At 64.3% G+C, this 16444-nt stretch carries 14 protein-coding genes and 2 pseudogenes; 4 read left to right on the top strand and 12 right to left on the bottom strand.

Annotated features, from left to right (window positions below; all coding sequences use genetic code 11):
• Positions 1 to 56: 56 nt before the first annotated feature.
• A complete protein-coding gene (locus ACRHIG_RS18140) occupies positions 57 to 2336 on the bottom strand; it encodes a heavy metal translocating P-type ATPase (RefSeq protein ID WP_489627358.1) in 2280 nt (759 codons plus the stop codon).
• Between the two features lie 100 nt (positions 2337 to 2436).
• Between ACRHIG_RS18140 and cadR the strand changes: the two genes are divergently transcribed.
• Positions 2437 to 2868, top strand: coding sequence for a Cd(II)/Pb(II)-responsive transcriptional regulator (gene cadR / locus ACRHIG_RS18135; RefSeq protein WP_034787498.1), 432 nt, complete (start codon positions 2437 to 2439; stop codon positions 2866 to 2868).
• 47 nt (positions 2869 to 2915) lie between these two features.
• A complete protein-coding gene (locus ACRHIG_RS18130; RefSeq protein WP_489627357.1) occupies positions 2916 to 3962 on the top strand; it encodes a hypothetical protein in 1047 nt (348 codons plus the stop codon).
• 5 nt (positions 3963 to 3967) lie between these two features.
• Here ACRHIG_RS18130 and ACRHIG_RS18125 read toward each other — a convergent pair whose 3' ends face one another.
• The 7 genes from ACRHIG_RS18125 to ACRHIG_RS18095 all read right to left on the bottom strand — a co-directional run bounded on the left by ACRHIG_RS18125 (position 3968) and on the right by ACRHIG_RS18095 (position 8906).
• Positions 3968 to 5518, bottom strand: a complete 1551-nt coding sequence (locus tag ACRHIG_RS18125; RefSeq protein ID WP_489627356.1) for a methyl-accepting chemotaxis protein — start codon at positions 5516 to 5518, stop codon at positions 3968 to 3970.
• Positions 5519 to 5569: 51 nt separating this feature from the next.
• Entirely contained in the window at positions 5570 to 6037 is a 468-nt protein-coding gene (locus ACRHIG_RS18120) for a cache domain-containing protein (RefSeq protein WP_489627355.1), read from the bottom strand.
• Between the two features lie 224 nt (positions 6038 to 6261).
• Positions 6262 to 6678: a hypothetical protein gene (locus ACRHIG_RS18115; RefSeq protein WP_489627354.1), complete on the bottom strand. Its 417-nt coding sequence runs from the start codon at positions 6676 to 6678 to the stop codon at positions 6262 to 6264.
• A 28-nt stretch (positions 6679 to 6706) separates the two neighbouring features.
• Positions 6707 to 7093: a hypothetical protein gene (locus tag ACRHIG_RS18110; protein ID WP_489627353.1), complete on the bottom strand. Its 387-nt coding sequence runs from the start codon at positions 7091 to 7093 to the stop codon at positions 6707 to 6709.
• A 114-nt stretch (positions 7094 to 7207) separates the two neighbouring features.
• Entirely contained in the window at positions 7208 to 7759 is a 552-nt protein-coding gene (locus ACRHIG_RS18105) for a DUF4142 domain-containing protein (RefSeq protein WP_489627352.1), read from the bottom strand.
• Positions 7760 to 7859: 100 nt separating this feature from the next.
• Entirely contained in the window at positions 7860 to 8510 is a 651-nt protein-coding gene (locus tag ACRHIG_RS18100) for an SMI1/KNR4 family protein (RefSeq protein ID WP_489627351.1), read from the bottom strand.
• Positions 8511 to 8513: 3 nt separating this feature from the next.
• Positions 8514 to 8906, bottom strand: coding sequence for a MerR family transcriptional regulator (locus ACRHIG_RS18095; protein ID WP_076568687.1), 393 nt, complete (start codon positions 8904 to 8906; stop codon positions 8514 to 8516).
• Between the two features lie 70 nt (positions 8907 to 8976).
• Here ACRHIG_RS18095 and ACRHIG_RS18090 point away from each other — a divergent pair, with 70 nt between their 5' ends.
• Complete coding sequence (locus ACRHIG_RS18090; RefSeq protein WP_489627350.1) at positions 8977 to 9771, top strand: SDR family NAD(P)-dependent oxidoreductase; 795 nt, start codon at positions 8977 to 8979, stop codon at positions 9769 to 9771.
• Positions 9772 to 9774: 3 nt separating this feature from the next.
• On the opposite strand, the gene ACRHIG_RS18085 is transcribed toward ACRHIG_RS18090, so the two are convergent.
• From ACRHIG_RS18085 to ACRHIG_RS18075, 3 genes and pseudogenes are all read right to left on the bottom strand, one after another.
• A complete protein-coding gene (locus ACRHIG_RS18085) occupies positions 9775 to 11055 on the bottom strand; it encodes an NRAMP family divalent metal transporter (protein WP_489627349.1) in 1281 nt (426 codons plus the stop codon).
• Between the two features lie 82 nt (positions 11056 to 11137).
• Positions 11138 to 13140 (bottom strand): annotated as a pseudogene (locus ACRHIG_RS18080) (c-type cytochrome).
• Between the two features lie 189 nt (positions 13141 to 13329).
• Positions 13330 to 14252: pseudogene (locus ACRHIG_RS18075) on the bottom strand (LysR family transcriptional regulator).
• 101 nt (positions 14253 to 14353) lie between these two features.
• Here ACRHIG_RS18075 and ACRHIG_RS18070 point away from each other — a divergent pair.
• On the top strand, positions 14354 to 15793 hold the full coding sequence (locus ACRHIG_RS18070; RefSeq protein WP_489627348.1) for an amidase: 1440 nt from the start codon (positions 14354 to 14356) through the stop codon (positions 15791 to 15793).
• Between the two features lie 113 nt (positions 15794 to 15906).
• On the opposite strand, the gene ACRHIG_RS18065 is transcribed toward ACRHIG_RS18070, so the two are convergent.
• On the bottom strand, positions 15907 to 16335 hold the full coding sequence (locus ACRHIG_RS18065) for a DUF2061 domain-containing protein (protein WP_475415091.1): 429 nt from the start codon (positions 16333 to 16335) through the stop codon (positions 15907 to 15909).
• Positions 16336 to 16444 lie beyond the last annotated feature (109 nt).

Here is a 16444-nt window from a genome sequence, read left to right as displayed (position 1 = left end):
CGCCAAAGTAGCGTTTTTTACACCAATTGTCCAGATGGAAATATTTCTGCGGAGGACTATGCTTGCTTGTTATTGCGCAACAAGCGCAAGCCGTTCGCCACCACCAGCAGGCTGGCGCCCACGTCGGCGAACACGGCCATCCACAAGGTCGCCGTGCCGGCCAGCGCCAGGCCGAAGAACACGGCCTTGATGCCGATGGCAAAGCTGATGTTTTGCACGAGGATGCTGCGCGTGCGCTGGCTCAGGCTGATGAATTCAGGCAACTTGCCCAATTCATCGTCCATCAGGGCCACGTCCGCCGTTTCGATGGCCGTATCGCTGCCGGCCGCGCCCATGGCAAAGCCGATGTCCGCCTGCGCCAGCGCCGGGGCGTCGTTGACGCCGTCGCCCAGCATGGCCACCACGCCAAACTGCTGCTGCAAGGCCTTGATTTCATCGAGCTTGTTTTCAGGCAACAACTCCGCCTTGACCAGGCTCACGCCCACCTCGGCCGCGATGCGCTGCGCCGTCAGCAGATTGTCTCCCGTCAGCATGACGGTGGTCACGCCCAGCGCATTCAGGCGGGCAATGGCGGACGCCGCCGTGGGGCGCAGCACGTCGGCCACGGCGATCACGCCCAGCGCACCGGCCGGGGTGGCCAGCACCATGGCCGTGTAGGCTTGCTGTTCCAGCCGCGCCAGGATGGCTTGCAGTGCCGGCGTCAGCACGTTCAACTCCGTCATCAGGCGCGCATTGCCCAAGTAATATGTCTGGCCATCGATATTGCCTTGCACGCCGCGTCCATGCAAGGCGGCAAACTGGGTGACGGGCAAGTGGCTGCCGGCGGGCGGACCCGCCTTGACGATGGCGGCGGCCAGCGGGTGGGCCGAGTTGGCGTTCAGGCTGGCGGCCAGCAGCAGGATGGTGTCGCGGTCGCTGCCCTCCATGGCAACCACGTCCGTGACGGCCGGTTTGCCCATGGTCAAGGTGCCCGTCTTGTCGACGGCGATGGCCTTGATGCGGTAGCCGGTTTCCAGGAATTGCCCGCCTTTCACTAAAATGCCGCGCCGCGCGGCCGCCGTCAGGCCGCTGACGACCGTGACGGGCGTGGAAATGACGAGCGCGCACGGGCAGGCGATCACCAGCATCACCAAGGCCTTGTAGACCCACGCCATGAAGGGCTGACCCAGCAACAAGGGCGGCAGCACGGCCACGAGGATGGCGAAGACGACCACGGCGGGCGTGTAGTAGCGGGCAAAATTGTCAACAAAGCGCTGCGTGGGCGCCTGTTTTCCCTGAGTTTCCTCGATCACCTTGACGATTTTCGCCAGGGTGCTGTTGCCGCTGTTGGCCGTCACGGTAACGTCGAGCAAGCCCCGTTCATTGATGGTGCCCGCATACACGACGTCGCCCACGGTCTTGTCCACCGGCATGCTTTCACCGGTGATCGGCGCCTGGTTGACGGACGATTCGCCGCTGGCCACCACGCCGTCGAGGGCGATGCGCTCGCCCGGTTTCACGCGCATGGTCGCGCCGATGGCCACGGTGGCGACGGATACTTGCTGCCAGGCGCCGCCGGCGTCGGCGACGGTCGCCGTGTCCGGCGCCAGCTGCATCAGGCTGTGCACGGCGTTGCGCGCGCGGTTCAGGGACAAGCCCTCGATCAGCTCGGCGATGGCGAACAGGAAGATGACCATGGCCGCTTCCGGCCACTGGCCGATGGCGATGGCGCCGAAAACCGCCAGGCTCATCAGGAAATTGATGTTCAGGGTGAAGGTCTTCAGGGCAATCCAGCCCTTTTTCAGGGTCGGCCAGCCGCCCGTGGCGATAGACAGCAGGGCCAGGGCGATGACGAGGGGCGAACTGTCTGCATGCGTGGTCCACGCCAGCGCCTCGGCACCAAACGCGGCCAGGCCGGAGACCACCAGCAAGCCTTTTTGCAGGCCGGGCAGATTGCCTTCGTTCGGGTCGCGCGCGACGGCAGCGTCCGCTTCCATGGGAATCGCCTGCATGCCGATGCCGTGCAGGGCCGCTTCCACCGTGGCCAGCGAGGCCAGGGTGTGATGCACGTCGAGCACGCGGTTCATCAGGTTGAAATCGAGGCCCACGACGCCCGCCATATTGGCCAGCTTGTTGCGGATCAGCCGTTCTTCCGTGGGGCAATCCATGTTGGCGATACGGTATTTGGCCGTGTTGGCGCCGGCGACGGGAGTGCTGGGCAGGGCTGGCGCAGCATTGACTGCAGGTGTGGACGAGCACGCATGCTGGCTGGAACAGCAGCTGGCCGCCTTGGGTGCATGCTCATGCTCATGGTCGTGCTTGTGCTCGTGGGTATGATCGTGGCTATCGTGCGGCATCGCATTCGTCCTTCCGGTTTGGTGTATGCTTCCATTAGAAACCCTGTAGCCGCTACAGGGTCAAGCGGAATTTGCAAGTTGGAATGAAAAAGGGGATGCCATGCGTATCGGAGAACTGGCCAAACGGACAGATTGTGACGTGGAAACCGTGCGTTACTATGAAAAGGCGGGCTTGCTGCAGGAACCGGGCCGCAACAGCGCCGGCTACCGCGAATACCGCGAAGAACACCAGGAACGGCTGCAATTCATCCGCCATTGCCGCTCCTTGCAGATCGGCTTGACGGATATCCGCGCCTTGCTGGAATTTAAGAACAATCCGGCCGAAGGCTGCCAGAGCGTCAACGAATTGCTCGACCACCATATCCTGCGCATCGCCGAGCAGATGGCGAATCTGCAAACTCTGCAGCAGCAGCTGGTAACCCTGCGCCACCAGTGCGACCAGCCGCAGCCGTCGCAAGACTGCGCGATTCTGCAAAACCTGTCCGAGGCGGCCAGCGGCCACGACTGCGCCTGCCATACCGAACTTCATTGAACCGATTGCTGCATGCTGAAACTGTTGCCTAAAAAACTTTACTCACCTTGTCCCTGCTGTCGCCGCTGTGCCATGCGGCCGATGCGCCGGCCGCCGCCGGCCATTACCTGACCCTGTACGCCGTGCCCGGCGTGCCGCAAGACGATGATCCGTACACCTGGAGCACGGCGGGCGGCAAGCAGCTGACAAAGGGCGTGACCAAAGCGGACGGCCGCGCCTATCTCAAAGGGGAAGAGGGCGAAGAAAACTATATTTTGAAAACCGTCAGCATGCGCTGGCAGCTGAAGGTGCCGGCCCGGTGCTGGCAGGGCGCGCCCGAGGCTTTCCTAGATTGCGTCAAGCTGGCCAAGACCACGAGCCGCTATGACGAGGAGCAAGAGGCGCTCAAGCTGGCGGAGCAGCAGAAAGAATTGAAAATGCAGGCCAGAATCGCCGCCTATGCGGTGGAAGCCCGGGCCAACGACGATGCGCTGGCCTGGCTGGGCCGCCTGCCTTCGAGCTGGACCCTGGACGGCTATGGCAAGCGCCTGCTGGGCATCGGCGACAAGGTCTCCCGGTACATCGCCGACGAGTTCAAGGAGGACGGGCCCGACACGCGCCAGTTCGTCTGCCGCGCACCCGCCTACTATGGCCCCGTGCCGGACCAGGCTGCCGTCGAGGCCTGGGTGGGATCGTCTGACGAGGTGGGCAAGGTACGCACCGGCCCCGCCTGGAATGCGCTGGTGGCGGCAGGCGAAAAGGGCAACTGGATGGCCCGTCTGGAGCTGTACTATGCTCTGTCCGGCGCCAATGTCAGCGAACTGAGCTTGCTGGAACAGTACCGCATCGTGCAATTGATGGAATGGCTGCACAAGAAGAAGATTAGCGGCCTGTACAGTTATTTCATCGGCGCCATGCCCGTCGCTCCCGGCAGCAACTACAGTGCCGTCTGGCGCAGGCGGGATCAGGTTTTCCTGTATGCCGCCATGCTCGGCGATTACCATCAGCAATTCCGCATGGGCAATGTCTTGCGGCGGGGAACCGATCCCGCGCTGGTCGAGACAGGCAAGGCCATGCAAGCCTGTTCCCGGGCCGCCATGCCGCAGCGGTACTAGCGCGACTAGCGCGGCAGCAGCGGCGGGCCGCCGTCGCCCAGGCGGAAGGCGTCGACCACGCGCAATAGATCATGCGCCTGGTCCTGCATGCTTTGCGCGGCGGCGGCCGATTGCTCGACGAGGGCGGCATTGCGCTGGGTCAATTCGTCCATTTCCGTGATGGCATTGTTGACTTCCTCGATGCCCTTGCTCTGGCGCTGGCTGGCCGCCGTGATGTCGTTCATGATTTCCGTCACTTGCTGGACGGAGGCGACGATATCGCCCATGGTGCGCCCGGCGCTGTCGGCCAGCTCGCTGCCCGTTTCTATCCTGGCAACGGAATCCTCGATCAACTGCTTGATTTCGCGCGCCGCCGTGGCCGAGCGCTGCGCCAGACCCCGTACTTCCGTGGCGACCACGGCAAAGCCGCGCCCCTGTTCGCCCGCGCGCGCCGCTTCCACGGCCGCGTTCAAGGCAAGGATATTCGTCTGGAACGCGATGCCGTCGATGACGGCGATGATGTCGACGATGCGCCCGGAACTGGCCTTGATCGAGCCCATCGTCTCGACCACCTGGCCCACGACGCGGCCGCCTTCCAGCGCCACGTTCGAGGTCGACAGCACCATCTGGTTGGCCTGGTGCGCATGGCTGGCGTTTTCGCGCACGGTATCGGTCAGGGCATGCATGGACGAGGCCGTTTCCTGCAAGGAATGAGCCTGCGACTCCGTGCGGGCCGACAAGTCCGCGTTGCCCAGGGCGATTTCACTCGCTTCCACCGTGATGGTGGAGCCCGCCTGACGTATGTCGCCCAACAAGGTGTTCCAGTTTTTCAAGACGGTGGCCAGTGCGCGCGACAGCTTGCCCACCTCGTCGTCGCCCCGCGCATCGATGCGCATGGTCAGGTCGCCGGCGGCCAGCGACTCGGCGGCACGGCAGGCTTCATCGATGGGGCGCACGACGGAACGGGCCACCCAGGTGGCGATCAGGGCCAGCAGGGCAAAGCCGATGGCCATGGTGCCCAGCGACAGCCAGCCGGCGCGCTGGCCCGCGTTTTTTGTCTCCTGCAGCGCGTCGACGGTGCGGTGGTCGAGGTTGAGCAACACCTGGCGCAGCTGCCCCCGCACCTGCTGGTAGTGCTTGGCGGCATTTTGCATCGCCGCCACGCCCGTATTCGGGTCCATCGAGGCCAGGTCCAGCGCCTGCGCCACGCTGGCACGGTAGCGCTCGAGGCCCGGCAGGGCCTGGTCCGCTTCCGTGGCGGCGCCCGAGAATTGCTTGAGCTCCTTCAAGCCTTGCGCGATGGCATTGAGCTGGCCATCCGTTTGCGCGCCGAATTGCTTGAACTGTTCGTCCGACAGGCTGGCGGCAATGGCGATCTTCGCATATACGTCGGCGTGGACTTGGCCCAGGGCAATGGCTTGCTGGTTGGCAAGCCGCTCCGCCGTCAGGGTGACGTCTTTCAGTTCGCGCATGCGGCTTTCGTTCTGCTGCATGGCGAAGTAGGACAAGGCCCCCATGGCCAGCAGGCAAGCCAGCGCGACCACCGGGACGATCAACATCTTCTGTGCGATTTTCATCGGAACCCATATCGTCAAGAGAGCGGAAAACCATCCCGGCGCGGCGGCTGGCTACAGGTAGATGCCGCCGCAGACGACGGTTTCGGCGAGTTTCTCGCAATACATCACCTTGGGCTCGATCTTCTTGGTTTCCGGATTCGTGAACTTGTATTCCTGCCAGAACGTCCCCTTGCTCTTGGCCAGGTCGACTCTCTCCTTGACGAAGGCCTTGCCGTCGATATCCTTGAGTTCGATCAAGTTCTTGCCCACCATTTTCGGGTTGGCGCCATGCGCGACCACCGTGCCGTCGAGCTTATACACGACCAGGTACAGGTCGTGCAGGATGAATTGCGGCGACTTGGCCGTGATCTCGCCATACGCCTTGGCGTCGCCGGCGCTCTTGATGTAGGACACGCCTTTCTTGACCATGGCTTCGGCATCGGCGCGCGTGGCGCCGCCTTCGGCAGCGTTGGCGATACAGGGCAGCATGCCGACGGCAAGCAGGAGCGGCAGGCAAATGGCAGGGGCGAACTTGGGCATGAGAATCTCCTTCACATTGCGGCAGGAAAGCCGGCGGGAAACCGGTGCGGTTGGGGGCGTGCTGACGGTTCATGGTAGCGCGATGCCAGTGGACATGCGCTGGTGCAACAGATTTTTTGAGTGGGGCGTTTTTGCAACGCCACGCGCACTTGGCCGCAATCGCGTTTACAGAGTGAAAAGCAGGGGCCCGGCTATCGTGGCGATAGTGTGGCGTCCGCGCCGCGCTACCAGCCGGACGGGTCTTCCGCCGCCGCCCTGGCCAGGTCGTCGGCCCAATCCTGCCGGACCAGCCGATAGATATCGGCAAAGAAGGCGCGCGGATCGGTCATCTCATCCCACATGGCGGGCAGGGCGTGCGTGCTTTCGGGATCATGCTCGAGGATGGCCTGGAAATCGTAGCCCGGGTCTTGTAGCGCCTGCGCCAGCACGGCCACCAGCGCGTGGCGGTGGCGGTAGCTCAGTTCCTTGTATTGCGAGGTGATGTCGCGCCGTATCAGGGCCGCGCGCTGGACCGGGTCGTTCATGTCCCAGCTGTCCAGCTCCACACCCATGGTTTCTTCGCGGTCATACACGTCGAAAGGGCCGAGGAAATAGTGGAGCGTGGGGAGATAGGGAGCGTCGCTCCAGGGGCCTCGCAGCATGGGAGTCTTTCGTTTGATTGCTAAAGGGTTACGCGCATTCGGGCAGGGTCCAGCCTTCGTCGCCCATGTCCGTCGGGTAGATGGCGCGGGTCTGGTTCTGGCCCCAGCGCGCATGGTCGAGGATGCCGTCTTCATGCATGTCCAGCACCCATTCCGTGCTTTCCAGCAAGGTGCCATCCTTGTGGTAGACGCGGAAAAACGTGGACGTGCTCAGTGCGCGCACGATGTTCTGCGGCACGCCGTCGCCGTAGTGGGGCCCATAGGTCTTGATGACGCACGTGCGCTGATCGTTCCATTCCTGGGCGTACACGGTGGCATTGCGGGCCGCCGCCACCTTGATGAACAGCCAGGCGGCCAGAACGATGGAGAACAGGAGGGCGGCGGCAATCAGGCCGGTTTTCTTGAGTAGCTGCATGAGGTCATGGCGGAGCCTGAAACTGAGTGAGCCGCATTGTATGCCAAGAGCGGAAATACTTGCTGTACAGCACGTACGGCAAGTATTTTCCCGTTTATTGCTGTGTATGGCGATCTATTTCGGCAAGGCCGCCTGCAGGGTATTGGCCATTGCCAGATGGTGTTGCAACGCTGGCAAGGTTTTTGCGGCAAAGGCCTTGATATCGGGATCGCTCGCCTTCTGGCTGGCATCCGTGAACAGTTTCACGGCATCCTTGTGCGCCGCCACGCCGATGCTGGCCGCGTATTCCGTATCGAATTGCTTGCCTTCCAGGCGGCTCAGCTTGTCGATCTGCGCCTGGTGCTTCTTGCCGGGCTGGTCGCTGACCTCGATCTGCTTGCTGCTGGCCAGCTGTTTCAGCTCATCGGCCACTTTCGTGTGATCGGTAACCATGGCATCGGCGAATTTCTTCACTTCCCCATTGCTGCTCTTGCTTTGCGCGACTTTGCTGGCGGCAATTTCCGTGCTGCCCGCGTCGGCCGCCTTGCTGAGGAATTGCTTGTCGTACGCACCTGGCGCGGCGGCGGCGATACTGTTGATGGCGATGCCGCTGAGCAACGCCACGGCGGCGCCGATGGCCACGCTTTTCAGGGAGGGCGCGCGGGAACTGGTGGTAGGGATAGGCATGGAAACTCCTTTAAGGTGTGGTTTTTTCTGCAAGCTGATGACAATGTTAAGCCAGCAGCCTGCGCACACCCATAGGACAGTCGCGATCATGCCCGTAGGACTAGTCCTGTTCGTTAGCGCACAGTTCGACTTGCTTCAGGGCAAACAAGGCGGCGATGCCGGCATCGCGCCGCCAGGCGGGCATGCCGATATCGAGCCATTCCGCCATCGCGTCCAGGTGCGATGGCTCCGAGACGCTGTGTTCGAGTTCATCGAGCACCGTGTCGCGGTCGATATACAGACTGTCCAGCCAGGCATCGAACGAGGGCGCCAGTGTCATCAGGCCGTGGGCGCGCTTGCCCGTCCAGTCCGGCAACTCCTGTACATAAGCCAGCACGCGGCCGCCGCCTTCTTCCGTCAGATCCAGATAAACCATGGAATTGCCGCCATCGCGGGCGAAGGGCAGGATTTTCACGGGCATGTCCGTATGCTGGCGGGCGGCGCGGATTTCGCCTACCAACGTTTCATCGCAGAAATCACCTTCGTCGGCGCTGAAAAAGGTATTGAAGCCCATCTTTTCCACGCCGCCATTGCCGTCCGGCACATCCGTCGTGTAGTCGAACCAGGCGCCGTTGGCCGCTTGCAGGAAAGCCAGATAGGCGGGCGGCAACTTCGCTTCCAGCAGGGTTTCGATGGCGGCGAGCTGCTGCGCCGTGGGGGCAGGCTTGGCGCCCTCGAGCGCCAGGTGGCGGTATTGCGTGTAATAGGTCATGGATTATCCTTGTAAATGTCCTGCGGCCGCCACGCCATCGTCGCAGCCCGTCTCCACCTTGGCCAGCGCATCGACGAGTCCCGCGCGCAGCACGGCCATCGAGCGGGCCTTGTCGTCGATCTGCGCGATCTTCGTTTCCAGCATGGCCCGCTTGGTGGCCGCATCGAGCGCATTTTCCTGCCAGACGGCAATGACCTCGGCGATTTCCTTCAAGGTAAAGCCCAGCGCCTTGGCGTGGCCGATCAGCTCGATCCGCCGCAAGGCCTGCGCCGAATATTCCTTGTAGTTATTCGTCAGGCCCGGCTGCGGCGCTTCGTCCAGCAGCCCCTGGCGCTCGTAGAAGCGCACCGTATCCTTGCTGACGCCCGTCAGGCGGGTGATTTCTCCGATGCGCATCGATTCCCCTTGACCGTGGACTAAAGTCTACAGTTTACATTAAACGCTCTTTCTACTCCACACCAATGCCATGACCGCTTTCAACTACACCAAGCAGACCGTGCTGATCACGGGCGCCTCGTCCGGCATCGGCCGCGTCTTTGCGGAAACCCTGGCCGCGCGCGGCGCCCATTTGCTGCTGCTGGCCCGCTCCGGCGCCGTGCTCGACAGCCTGGCCAAGGAACTTGCCCAACGCCACGGCATCCGCGCCCACGCGCTGGTGGCGGACCTGAGCCTGCCGGGAGCGGCGGCGCAAGCCCATGCACAGGCCTGCGCGCTGGGCATGCCGCCCGACGTGCTGATCAATAACGCGGGTTTTGCCACGCATGGCCGCTTCGAAAGCATCGATCTTGCACGGCAAGTTGGCGAAGTGACCGTCAATTGCACGGCCCTGATGGAACTGACGCACTGCGTCTTGCCGCACATGCTGGCCCAGGGACGGGGCGCCATCATCAACGTGGCCTCCACGGCGGCCCTGCAGCCCGATCCCTACATGGCGGTCTACGGCGCCAGCAAGGCCTTCGTGCTGTCGTTCTCGGAAGCACTATGGGCGGAAAACCGCAGCCGCGGCGTGCGCGTGCTGGGCTTGTGCCCGGGCGCCACGGACACGGCTTTCTTCGACGTGGTGGCCGCGCCCGAAGCGGCCGTGGGCCAGCGCATGGCGCCGCAAGCCGTCGTCGATGAAGCGCTGCGCGCGCTGGACCGGGGTCGCAGCAGCCATGTGGCGGGCCGGCCCAACCAGCTGCTGGCCTGGCTGCCGCGCTTGCTGCCCCGTCAGACCGTGCTGGGCATCGTGGAAGGCATGCTCAAGCCGAAGGCGGCGTAACCGTCAGAACGCCATGGTGGCGAACATGGCCAGCACGGCCGTCGCCATGACGCTGGTCGCCAGCCAGCCCAGCGCCCGCAGGCGGCGCGAAATGGTGAGCGTGCCCATGATGGCGGGGTGCGAGGCCATCACCATCATCAGCACCATGATGGGCACGGAGATGACGCCGTTGATGACGGCGCTCCAGTACAGGGCCTTGATGGGGTCCAGCGGCGAAAAGCACAGGGCCGCGCCCAGCATGGTGGCGCCGATGATGATGGCGTAGAACTTCTTGGCCGCCCGGGGCGCCAGTTCCAGGCTGTTTTTCCAGTGAAAGGCGCCCGCCATGGCGTAGGCGGCCGAGCCGGCCAGCACGGGAATGGCCAGCAAGCCCGTGCCGATGATGCCCAGGCTGAACAGGGCGAAGGCGAAATCGCCCGCGATGGGGCGCAGGGCGGAAGCGGCCTGGGCGGACGTATCGATGTGCGTGATGCCTTGCGCGCCCAGGGTCACGGCCGTCGTCAGCATGATGAAGAAGGCCACCAGGTTGGAAAAACCCATGCCGATGGCCGTGTCCATCTTGATGCGCTGAAATTGCCGTGGCGCCTGTTCCGGCGTGCGGCGCAAGGCTTGCGCGCTGGCATCGGCCTGCAGATCTTCCACTTCCTGCGAGGCTTGCCAAAAGAATAAATACGGGCTGATCGTGGTACCGAACACGGCCACGACCATGGTCACGGACGCAGCCGACCAGGCGACCTGCGGCCAGACCGTGCGCAGCGCCACTTCACTCCAGGGAATATGCACGGTGAGCACGGTGGCCACGTAGGCCAGCAAGCCCAGGGTCAGCCATTTCAGGATGCGCACATATTGTTGATACGGAATGAAGACTTGCAGCAGCAGGGACAGTAAACCGAAGCCGACGGCGTACAGATGCGTGGGCCCGCCGATGATCAGGGTCAGGGCATCGCCCATGGCGGCCACGTCGGCGGCGATATTGATGACATTGGCCAGCAGCAGCAAGCCGACGATGGCGTACAGCAAGGATTTCGGGTAGTGGCGGCGGATATTCGTCGCCAGCCCATGGCCGCTGACCCGGCCGATCTTGGCGCTGATGACCTGGATACCTAGCATCAGCGGATACGTCAGGCACACCGTCCACAGCATGCCGAAGCCGAACTGGGCGCCCGCCTGCGCATACGTGGCGATGCCGCTGGGATCGTCATCGGCCGCGCCCGTGATCAGGCCGGGGCCCAGCTTGCCCAGCCAGGTGTCGGATGGGGCCGCGCGGCCGCTGTCGGTGTGCATGCGTGGCTCCTGCGTGATGGAGCGAGCAGCGTATCACAGGCGGGCGGCGTCCAGAAGGGGCGCCGCCCGGGAAATTCACGCCTCAGTAGCGCGCATCCTTGGGCTTGCCGCCCTTGGGCCAATCCTTGACCTTGTCGGGGAAGTCCGGACGGGGCATGTGCGTAAAATATTCCGCCACGTCGACGGCATCCTGGTCGGACAGGTTGCCTTGTCCCAGCGGGAATTTCTGGCCGTGGCCCATCACCATGTTCGCCTTGACGAAGCCGGCCGCCGTGTAGGTGCGGGCCATACCGGCGCCGATATTGAACGAGCGCTCGCCCCACAGCGGCGGGAAGGCGACGACGCCGTTGGCGCCCTTGATGCCTTCGCCATTCGCGCCATGGCAGACGGCGCATTGCTCGGCATATACCTTTTTGCCATGCACCGGATCGGGCAACAGCGCGCGGTCGATCTTCGCCACGCCCCGTCCCGCCACCTTGTCGCCCGCCTGCGTGGCGCCCTTCATCCAGTCGATGTAGGCGACCATGGCCTGCAGGTCGGGGCCGTCCACGGGCAGCGGCTTGCCGTGCATGGAGCGGCGGAAGCAGCCGTTGATGCGCTCACCCAGGCTGATGACCTTGCCGGCGCGCGGCGCTTCCGACGGGAAGAAGGCGGAAATACCGAGGAAGGGCGAACCGCCGGCCACCGTGCCGCCATTCAGGTGGCAGCTGCTGCAATTGAGGTCGTTGCCCACGTTTTGCGGCAGCCGGGCGCGCGTTTCCGTCATCAGCTGCATGCCGTGGATCAATTGACTGGCGTTCGGATCGGCCGTCAGGGCGGCGAAACGGGGCGTGACGAAGCCGCCCGCGTCCGGCGCCTTGAGCTTGAGCTCCTTGCGCACCCTGGCGATCTGCGCGGGCGTGACGGGCGCGCCTTGATTACCCCACTTGCCGCGCACAAAGGTGAGGATTTCCGCCAGTTCCGTGTCCGACAGGCGGTCATATGCGGGCATGCCGAACGAGCGGGGCGAGTGCTGCGTGACGGCCGACTGCCAGCCCGTCAGCGCGATATGGATGACGGAGGTGGCGTCTTTTGACTGCACCGAGTCGTTCCGCGCCAGCGGCGGGAAAATGTTGTCCACGCCACGGCCGTCGCGGCGGTGGCAGGTGGCGCAGAATTGCAGGTAGCCCAGGCCGCCCCGCGTGTTGTACAGCGCATCGTTGCTGGCCGCCGCGAGCGGCGCCGTTTTCTTCGGCGGCGCGGCCGCGCCATCCTTGGCGGGCAAGCCGTGCAGGTAGTGCGCCAGCGCGTCGAGATCGGCATCCGTGAAGTATTGCGTGCTGTGCGTGATGACTTCCGTCATGCTGCCGGCCGCCGTGCCGAAGCTGTTGCGGCCCGTTTTCAGCAATTGCACGATGTCGCCCGGCGTCCACAGGTTGCGCAAGTTCACCGCATGCCAGCCGTCGAAGGTAAAACCGGACAGGTAGAGCTTGCCGCTGCCGCCGTCCTGGCCCATGGTTTTTCCTGGAAAGCCACGCCGCGCGGCGTGTGGCAGGAGCCGCAATGGCCGAGCCCTTGCGCCAGGTAGCTGCCCCGGTTCCACTGGGCCGACTTGGCGCTGTCGGGCTTGAACGGCGCGTCGTCGAGGAAGACGGCGTTCCACAGCGACAAACCCCAGCGCATGCTGAACGGCCATTTCATGTCCGTTGCGCGGTTTTGCTGCGCCACGGGCGCCACGCCCCGCTGCAGATAGGCGTACAGCGCCTGCATGTCGCCGGGCGTGATCTTCGCGTAGGAAGGGTAGGGCATGGCCGGATACAGATTATGCCCATCGGCCGCCACGCCCTTGCGCATTGCGCGGTCGAACTGGGCAAACGTGTACGTGCCCAGGCCCGTCTTGGCGTCGGGCGTGATGTTCGTGCTGTAGATGGTGCCGAACGGCGTTTTGAGTTCCAGGCCGCCGGCCATGGCGGCGCCATTCGGGCTCGTGTGGCAAGCCACGCAGTCGCCCAGGCGGGCGACGTATTCGCCGCGCTTGATCAGCTCGGCCGAGGCCGCGGGCATGTTGGCGGTCGCGGCCCTGGCGCCGGCACTGAAGGCCAGCATGCCCAGCAGCATTGCAGCCAGCCAGGCAGTGATCGAAAAGGAAAAAGCGGGAGGGCGGCGCGAACCGCGGTGCAGGATGGAAATGGCGTTCATGGTGACCCTTTATTATTACGCGCAAGCTTACGCAGTCGTCACCACGGCGAACATTGGGAATTTCTTTCGAACAACTAGGTAATCTTCCCTAGTGTTTTACAGCGGAAAATCGTGTAGCGGTGCCTGCAAGCTGGCCAGGATGCGCTCGCGCAGCCAGCGGTGCGCCGGGTCCAGGTGCATGCGCTCGTGCCAGACCATGGCCATTTCGTAGTCGGGCAGGGCCACGGGCGGCTCCCATGTGCGCAGCGCGCCCAGCGCCTTCTTCAGCAGGCGCGACGGGAGCAGGGCCACCATGTCGGACGCTTCCAGCAAGGGCGGCACGATCAGGAAATGCGGCACAGACAGCACCACCTTGCGTGTGCGCCCCAGCTTTTCCAGCGCCGTATCGACGTTGCTGCGGAAACCGCCGCCGTTGGGCGAGACGACGATGAATTCCAGCGCACAAAACTGATCGAGCTTGGGCTGCTCCTGCAGCAACGGGTGGTCGCGCCGGCCCGCCAGCACGTAGTGCTCGGTAAACAAGGTGCGGTGGCGCAAGCCGGGCGGCGCTTCTTCCTGCGCCAGGAAACCCAGGTCGACCTGGCCCGTTTCCAGGTCGTGCGCCATGCGCGCCGGCACGGCTTCGAACACGGCCATGCGCGACAGGGCGCCTGCGCGCGCAAAGCGGGCAGCATGGGCAGCAGGATCGCATATTCGGCGGCGTCGGCCGCCGCCAGGTTCCAGCGCACTTCAGCCGTGGCCGGATCGAAGGCCGATTCCGGCTGCAAGACTTGCTCAAGCTGGGCCAGCACGGCCTGCAAGGGCGCGAACAGGGCCAGCGCCCGCGCCGTGGGCAGCATGCCGCGCGGACCGGGCAAGAGCAGCGGATCGTCGAAGGCCGCGCGCAACTTGCCCAGTTGCACGCTGACGGAGGGCTGGCTCAGGTGCAGCCGCGCGGCCGCCCGCGTGACGTTGCGCTCGATCAGCAGGGCGTTCAGGGTCAGCAGCAGGTTCAGGTCCAGCTTGCGTAAATTGTCCATGACTATACCTTGTATAACAACTATTCATTTCCACTATGATAGCGCAAGCCCTACAGTGGTTCCTGTGACTTTTACTCTTCACCTTTTACAGGAACTAACTGATGCAACTCCATGAATATACAAGCTTTGATGGCTTAGGGCTGGCCCAGCTGCTGCGCCAGGGCGCCGTTTCCGCCGCCGAATTGCACGACGCCGCCCAGCGCGCCTGCGCCGCCGTCAACCCGCAGATCAATGCCGTCGTCGAGCTGTGGCCGGCCGATTTGACTGCCATCGACCACGCGGCGCCGTTCGCCGGTGTGCCATTCCTGATCAAGGATGTGGGCGTCACGATGGCGGGCCAGCGCAGCGAAGCGGGCAGCCGCCTGGGCGCCGGCCATGTCGCCGCGTTTGATTCCCACCTGATGACGCAGTTCCGCGCAGCGGGCCTGGCGACGTTCGGACGCACCAGCACGCCGGAAATGGCCTTTGCCACCACCACCGAACCCGTTTTATATGGCACCACGCGCAACCCGTGGAACGTCAGCCTGAGCGCGGGCGGCTCCAGCGGCGGCGCGGCGGCGGCCGTGGCGGCCGGCATCGTGCCGCTGGCCCATGCGACGGACGCGGCCGGCTCCATCCGCGTGCCGGCCGCCTCGACGGGCCTGTTCGGCTTCAAGCCCAGCCGGGGACGGGTGTCGAACGGCCCCGCCATGGACGAAATCTTCAGCGGCCTGGGCGTGCAGCTGGGCGTGAGCCGCAGCGTGCGCGACAGCGCCGCCTTGCTCGACTGCGTGCAGGCAATCATGCCGGGCGAGCCGTATGTGACGCGTCCGCCCAACTTCACCTGGCTGTCGCAGGTGAGCGTGGCGCCGGGCAAGCTGCGCTTTGCCGTGCAACGGGCCGCCAGCAATGGCGCCCGGCCCGTACCTGCCGTCGATGCCGCGCTGCGAGACACCGTGCGCCTGCTGGAAGAGCTTGGCCACCACGTGGAGGAAGTGTCGCCCGCGCTGGGCGTGTCGTGGCACGCCTTCGTGCAGGCGAACGCCAGCATCTGGTGCGCCAACCTGGTGCCGTGGATAGACGGCCTGGCGCGGGAAAGCGGGCGCGCCGTGTCGCTCGAGACGCTGGAGCCGGCGACCCTGGCCTGCTACCGGTACGGGCAGACCGTGTCGGCCGCCGAGTTCGTCGCCGCGCTCGACGTGCGTAACACCGTCACGCGCCAGGCCGGCGCCTTGTTCGGCCAGTACGACGTGCTGCTCACGCCCACCATGCCGGATGTGCCGTGGCCGCTGGGGCGCTATGGAGAAAACGAGGAGCAGCTCGATGGGCTAGGCTGGACGGCGCGCCTGTTCGAGCATTCGCCGTACACGCCGCGGGCCAACGTGGCGGGCTTGCCGGCCATGTCCGTGCCGCTGGCCATGTCCAATGATGGCTTACCGATCGGCATGCAGTTCATGGCGGGGTATGGCAACGATGGAACCTTGCTGCGCCTGGCCGGCCAGCTGGAGCGGGCGGCGCCATGGCTTCCAAGGCGGCCGCCTGTGTGGGCGGGCAAGGCGTAAGCATGCCTTGCGGACGGCTGAAACCGGCCACCATAGCGGCTTTGGCCTGCGACAAGAAGCCGGGGTCGGACCCGCCGGGTCCGACCCCAGTCCTTGTTCTTGGGTGAACAGTATCAGCTGGGCATCGTAGCCAGCTGCGCCGCGCCCCGGCCTTGCATGCGGAAACGAAATCGTTCCCACAACCGGTCGTGGAAGGGCAGGACGATCACGTTGCAGATCGGCTCGACCACGGCCAGCAGGCCGCCGAAGGCCATGGAACCCGTGGCCCAGTACATGACGCCGAAGGCCACGCCCATGTGCATGGCCGTCTGGCTGAGTTTTTCGCCGGCCAGGGCGGCCAAGCCCAGGCGGCTGGCCGCGTGGCGGCGGCGGATCGCGTGCCAGGCTTTTTCATGCCACGGCAGCAGGCCCACATTGATGACCGGTTCGATGATTGCGGCCAAGCCACCGAGTGCCAGCGAACCCGTCAGCAAATAGGCAAGGCCGAAGGCGATCGACATGTGCGTGCACACCTGGCTGAATGTTTTGATGGCTGTGAACAAGGGACGTTCCTTTCTGTTGAATTCGCTTATCCTTGATCTAGATAGTAACGATTCTCATTTACAAAAGAAAGTAAAATATTTCAACTGAATCGATAGATATTGGCTATTG

This window comes from Janthinobacterium sp. C22, from assembly GCF_057919405.1.
The sequence above is the reverse complement of the archived record's forward strand: the minus strand, read 5'-3'. Positions and strand labels throughout refer to the sequence as shown.

Coding starts and splice junctions, on each gene's coding strand:
- ACRHIG_RS18115 (WP_489627354.1), bottom strand. CDS start 6,678: ATGCTGCGAGGCCCCTGGAGCGACGCTCCCTATCTCCCCACGCTCCAC.
- ACRHIG_RS18070 (WP_489627348.1), top strand. CDS start 14,354: ATGCAACTCCATGAATATACAAGCTTTGATGGCTTAGGGCTGGCCCAG.
- cadR (WP_034787498.1), top strand. CDS start 2,437: ATGCGTATCGGAGAACTGGCCAAACGGACAGATTGTGACGTGGAAACC.
- ACRHIG_RS18140 (WP_489627358.1), bottom strand. CDS start 2,336: ATGCCGCACGATAGCCACGATCATACCCACGAGCACAAGCACGACCAT.
- ACRHIG_RS18085 (WP_489627349.1), bottom strand. CDS start 11,055: ATGCACACCGACAGCGGCCGCGCGGCCCCATCCGACACCTGGCTGGGC.
- ACRHIG_RS18120 (WP_489627355.1), bottom strand. CDS start 6,037: ATGCCCAAGTTCGCCCCTGCCATTTGCCTGCCGCTCCTGCTTGCCGTC.
- ACRHIG_RS18090 (WP_489627350.1), top strand. CDS start 8,977: ATGACCGCTTTCAACTACACCAAGCAGACCGTGCTGATCACGGGCGCC.
- ACRHIG_RS18105 (WP_489627352.1), bottom strand. CDS start 7,759: ATGCCTATCCCTACCACCAGTTCCCGCGCGCCCTCCCTGAAAAGCGTG.
- ACRHIG_RS18125 (WP_489627356.1), bottom strand. CDS start 5,518: ATGAAAATCGCACAGAAGATGTTGATCGTCCCGGTGGTCGCGCTGGCT.
- ACRHIG_RS18095 (WP_076568687.1), bottom strand. CDS start 8,906: ATGCGCATCGGAGAAATCACCCGCCTGACGGGCGTCAGCAAGGATACG.
- ACRHIG_RS18110 (WP_489627353.1), bottom strand. CDS start 7,093: ATGCAGCTACTCAAGAAAACCGGCCTGATTGCCGCCGCCCTCCTGTTC.
- ACRHIG_RS18100 (WP_489627351.1), bottom strand. CDS start 8,510: ATGACCTATTACACGCAATACCGCCACCTGGCGCTCGAGGGCGCCAAG.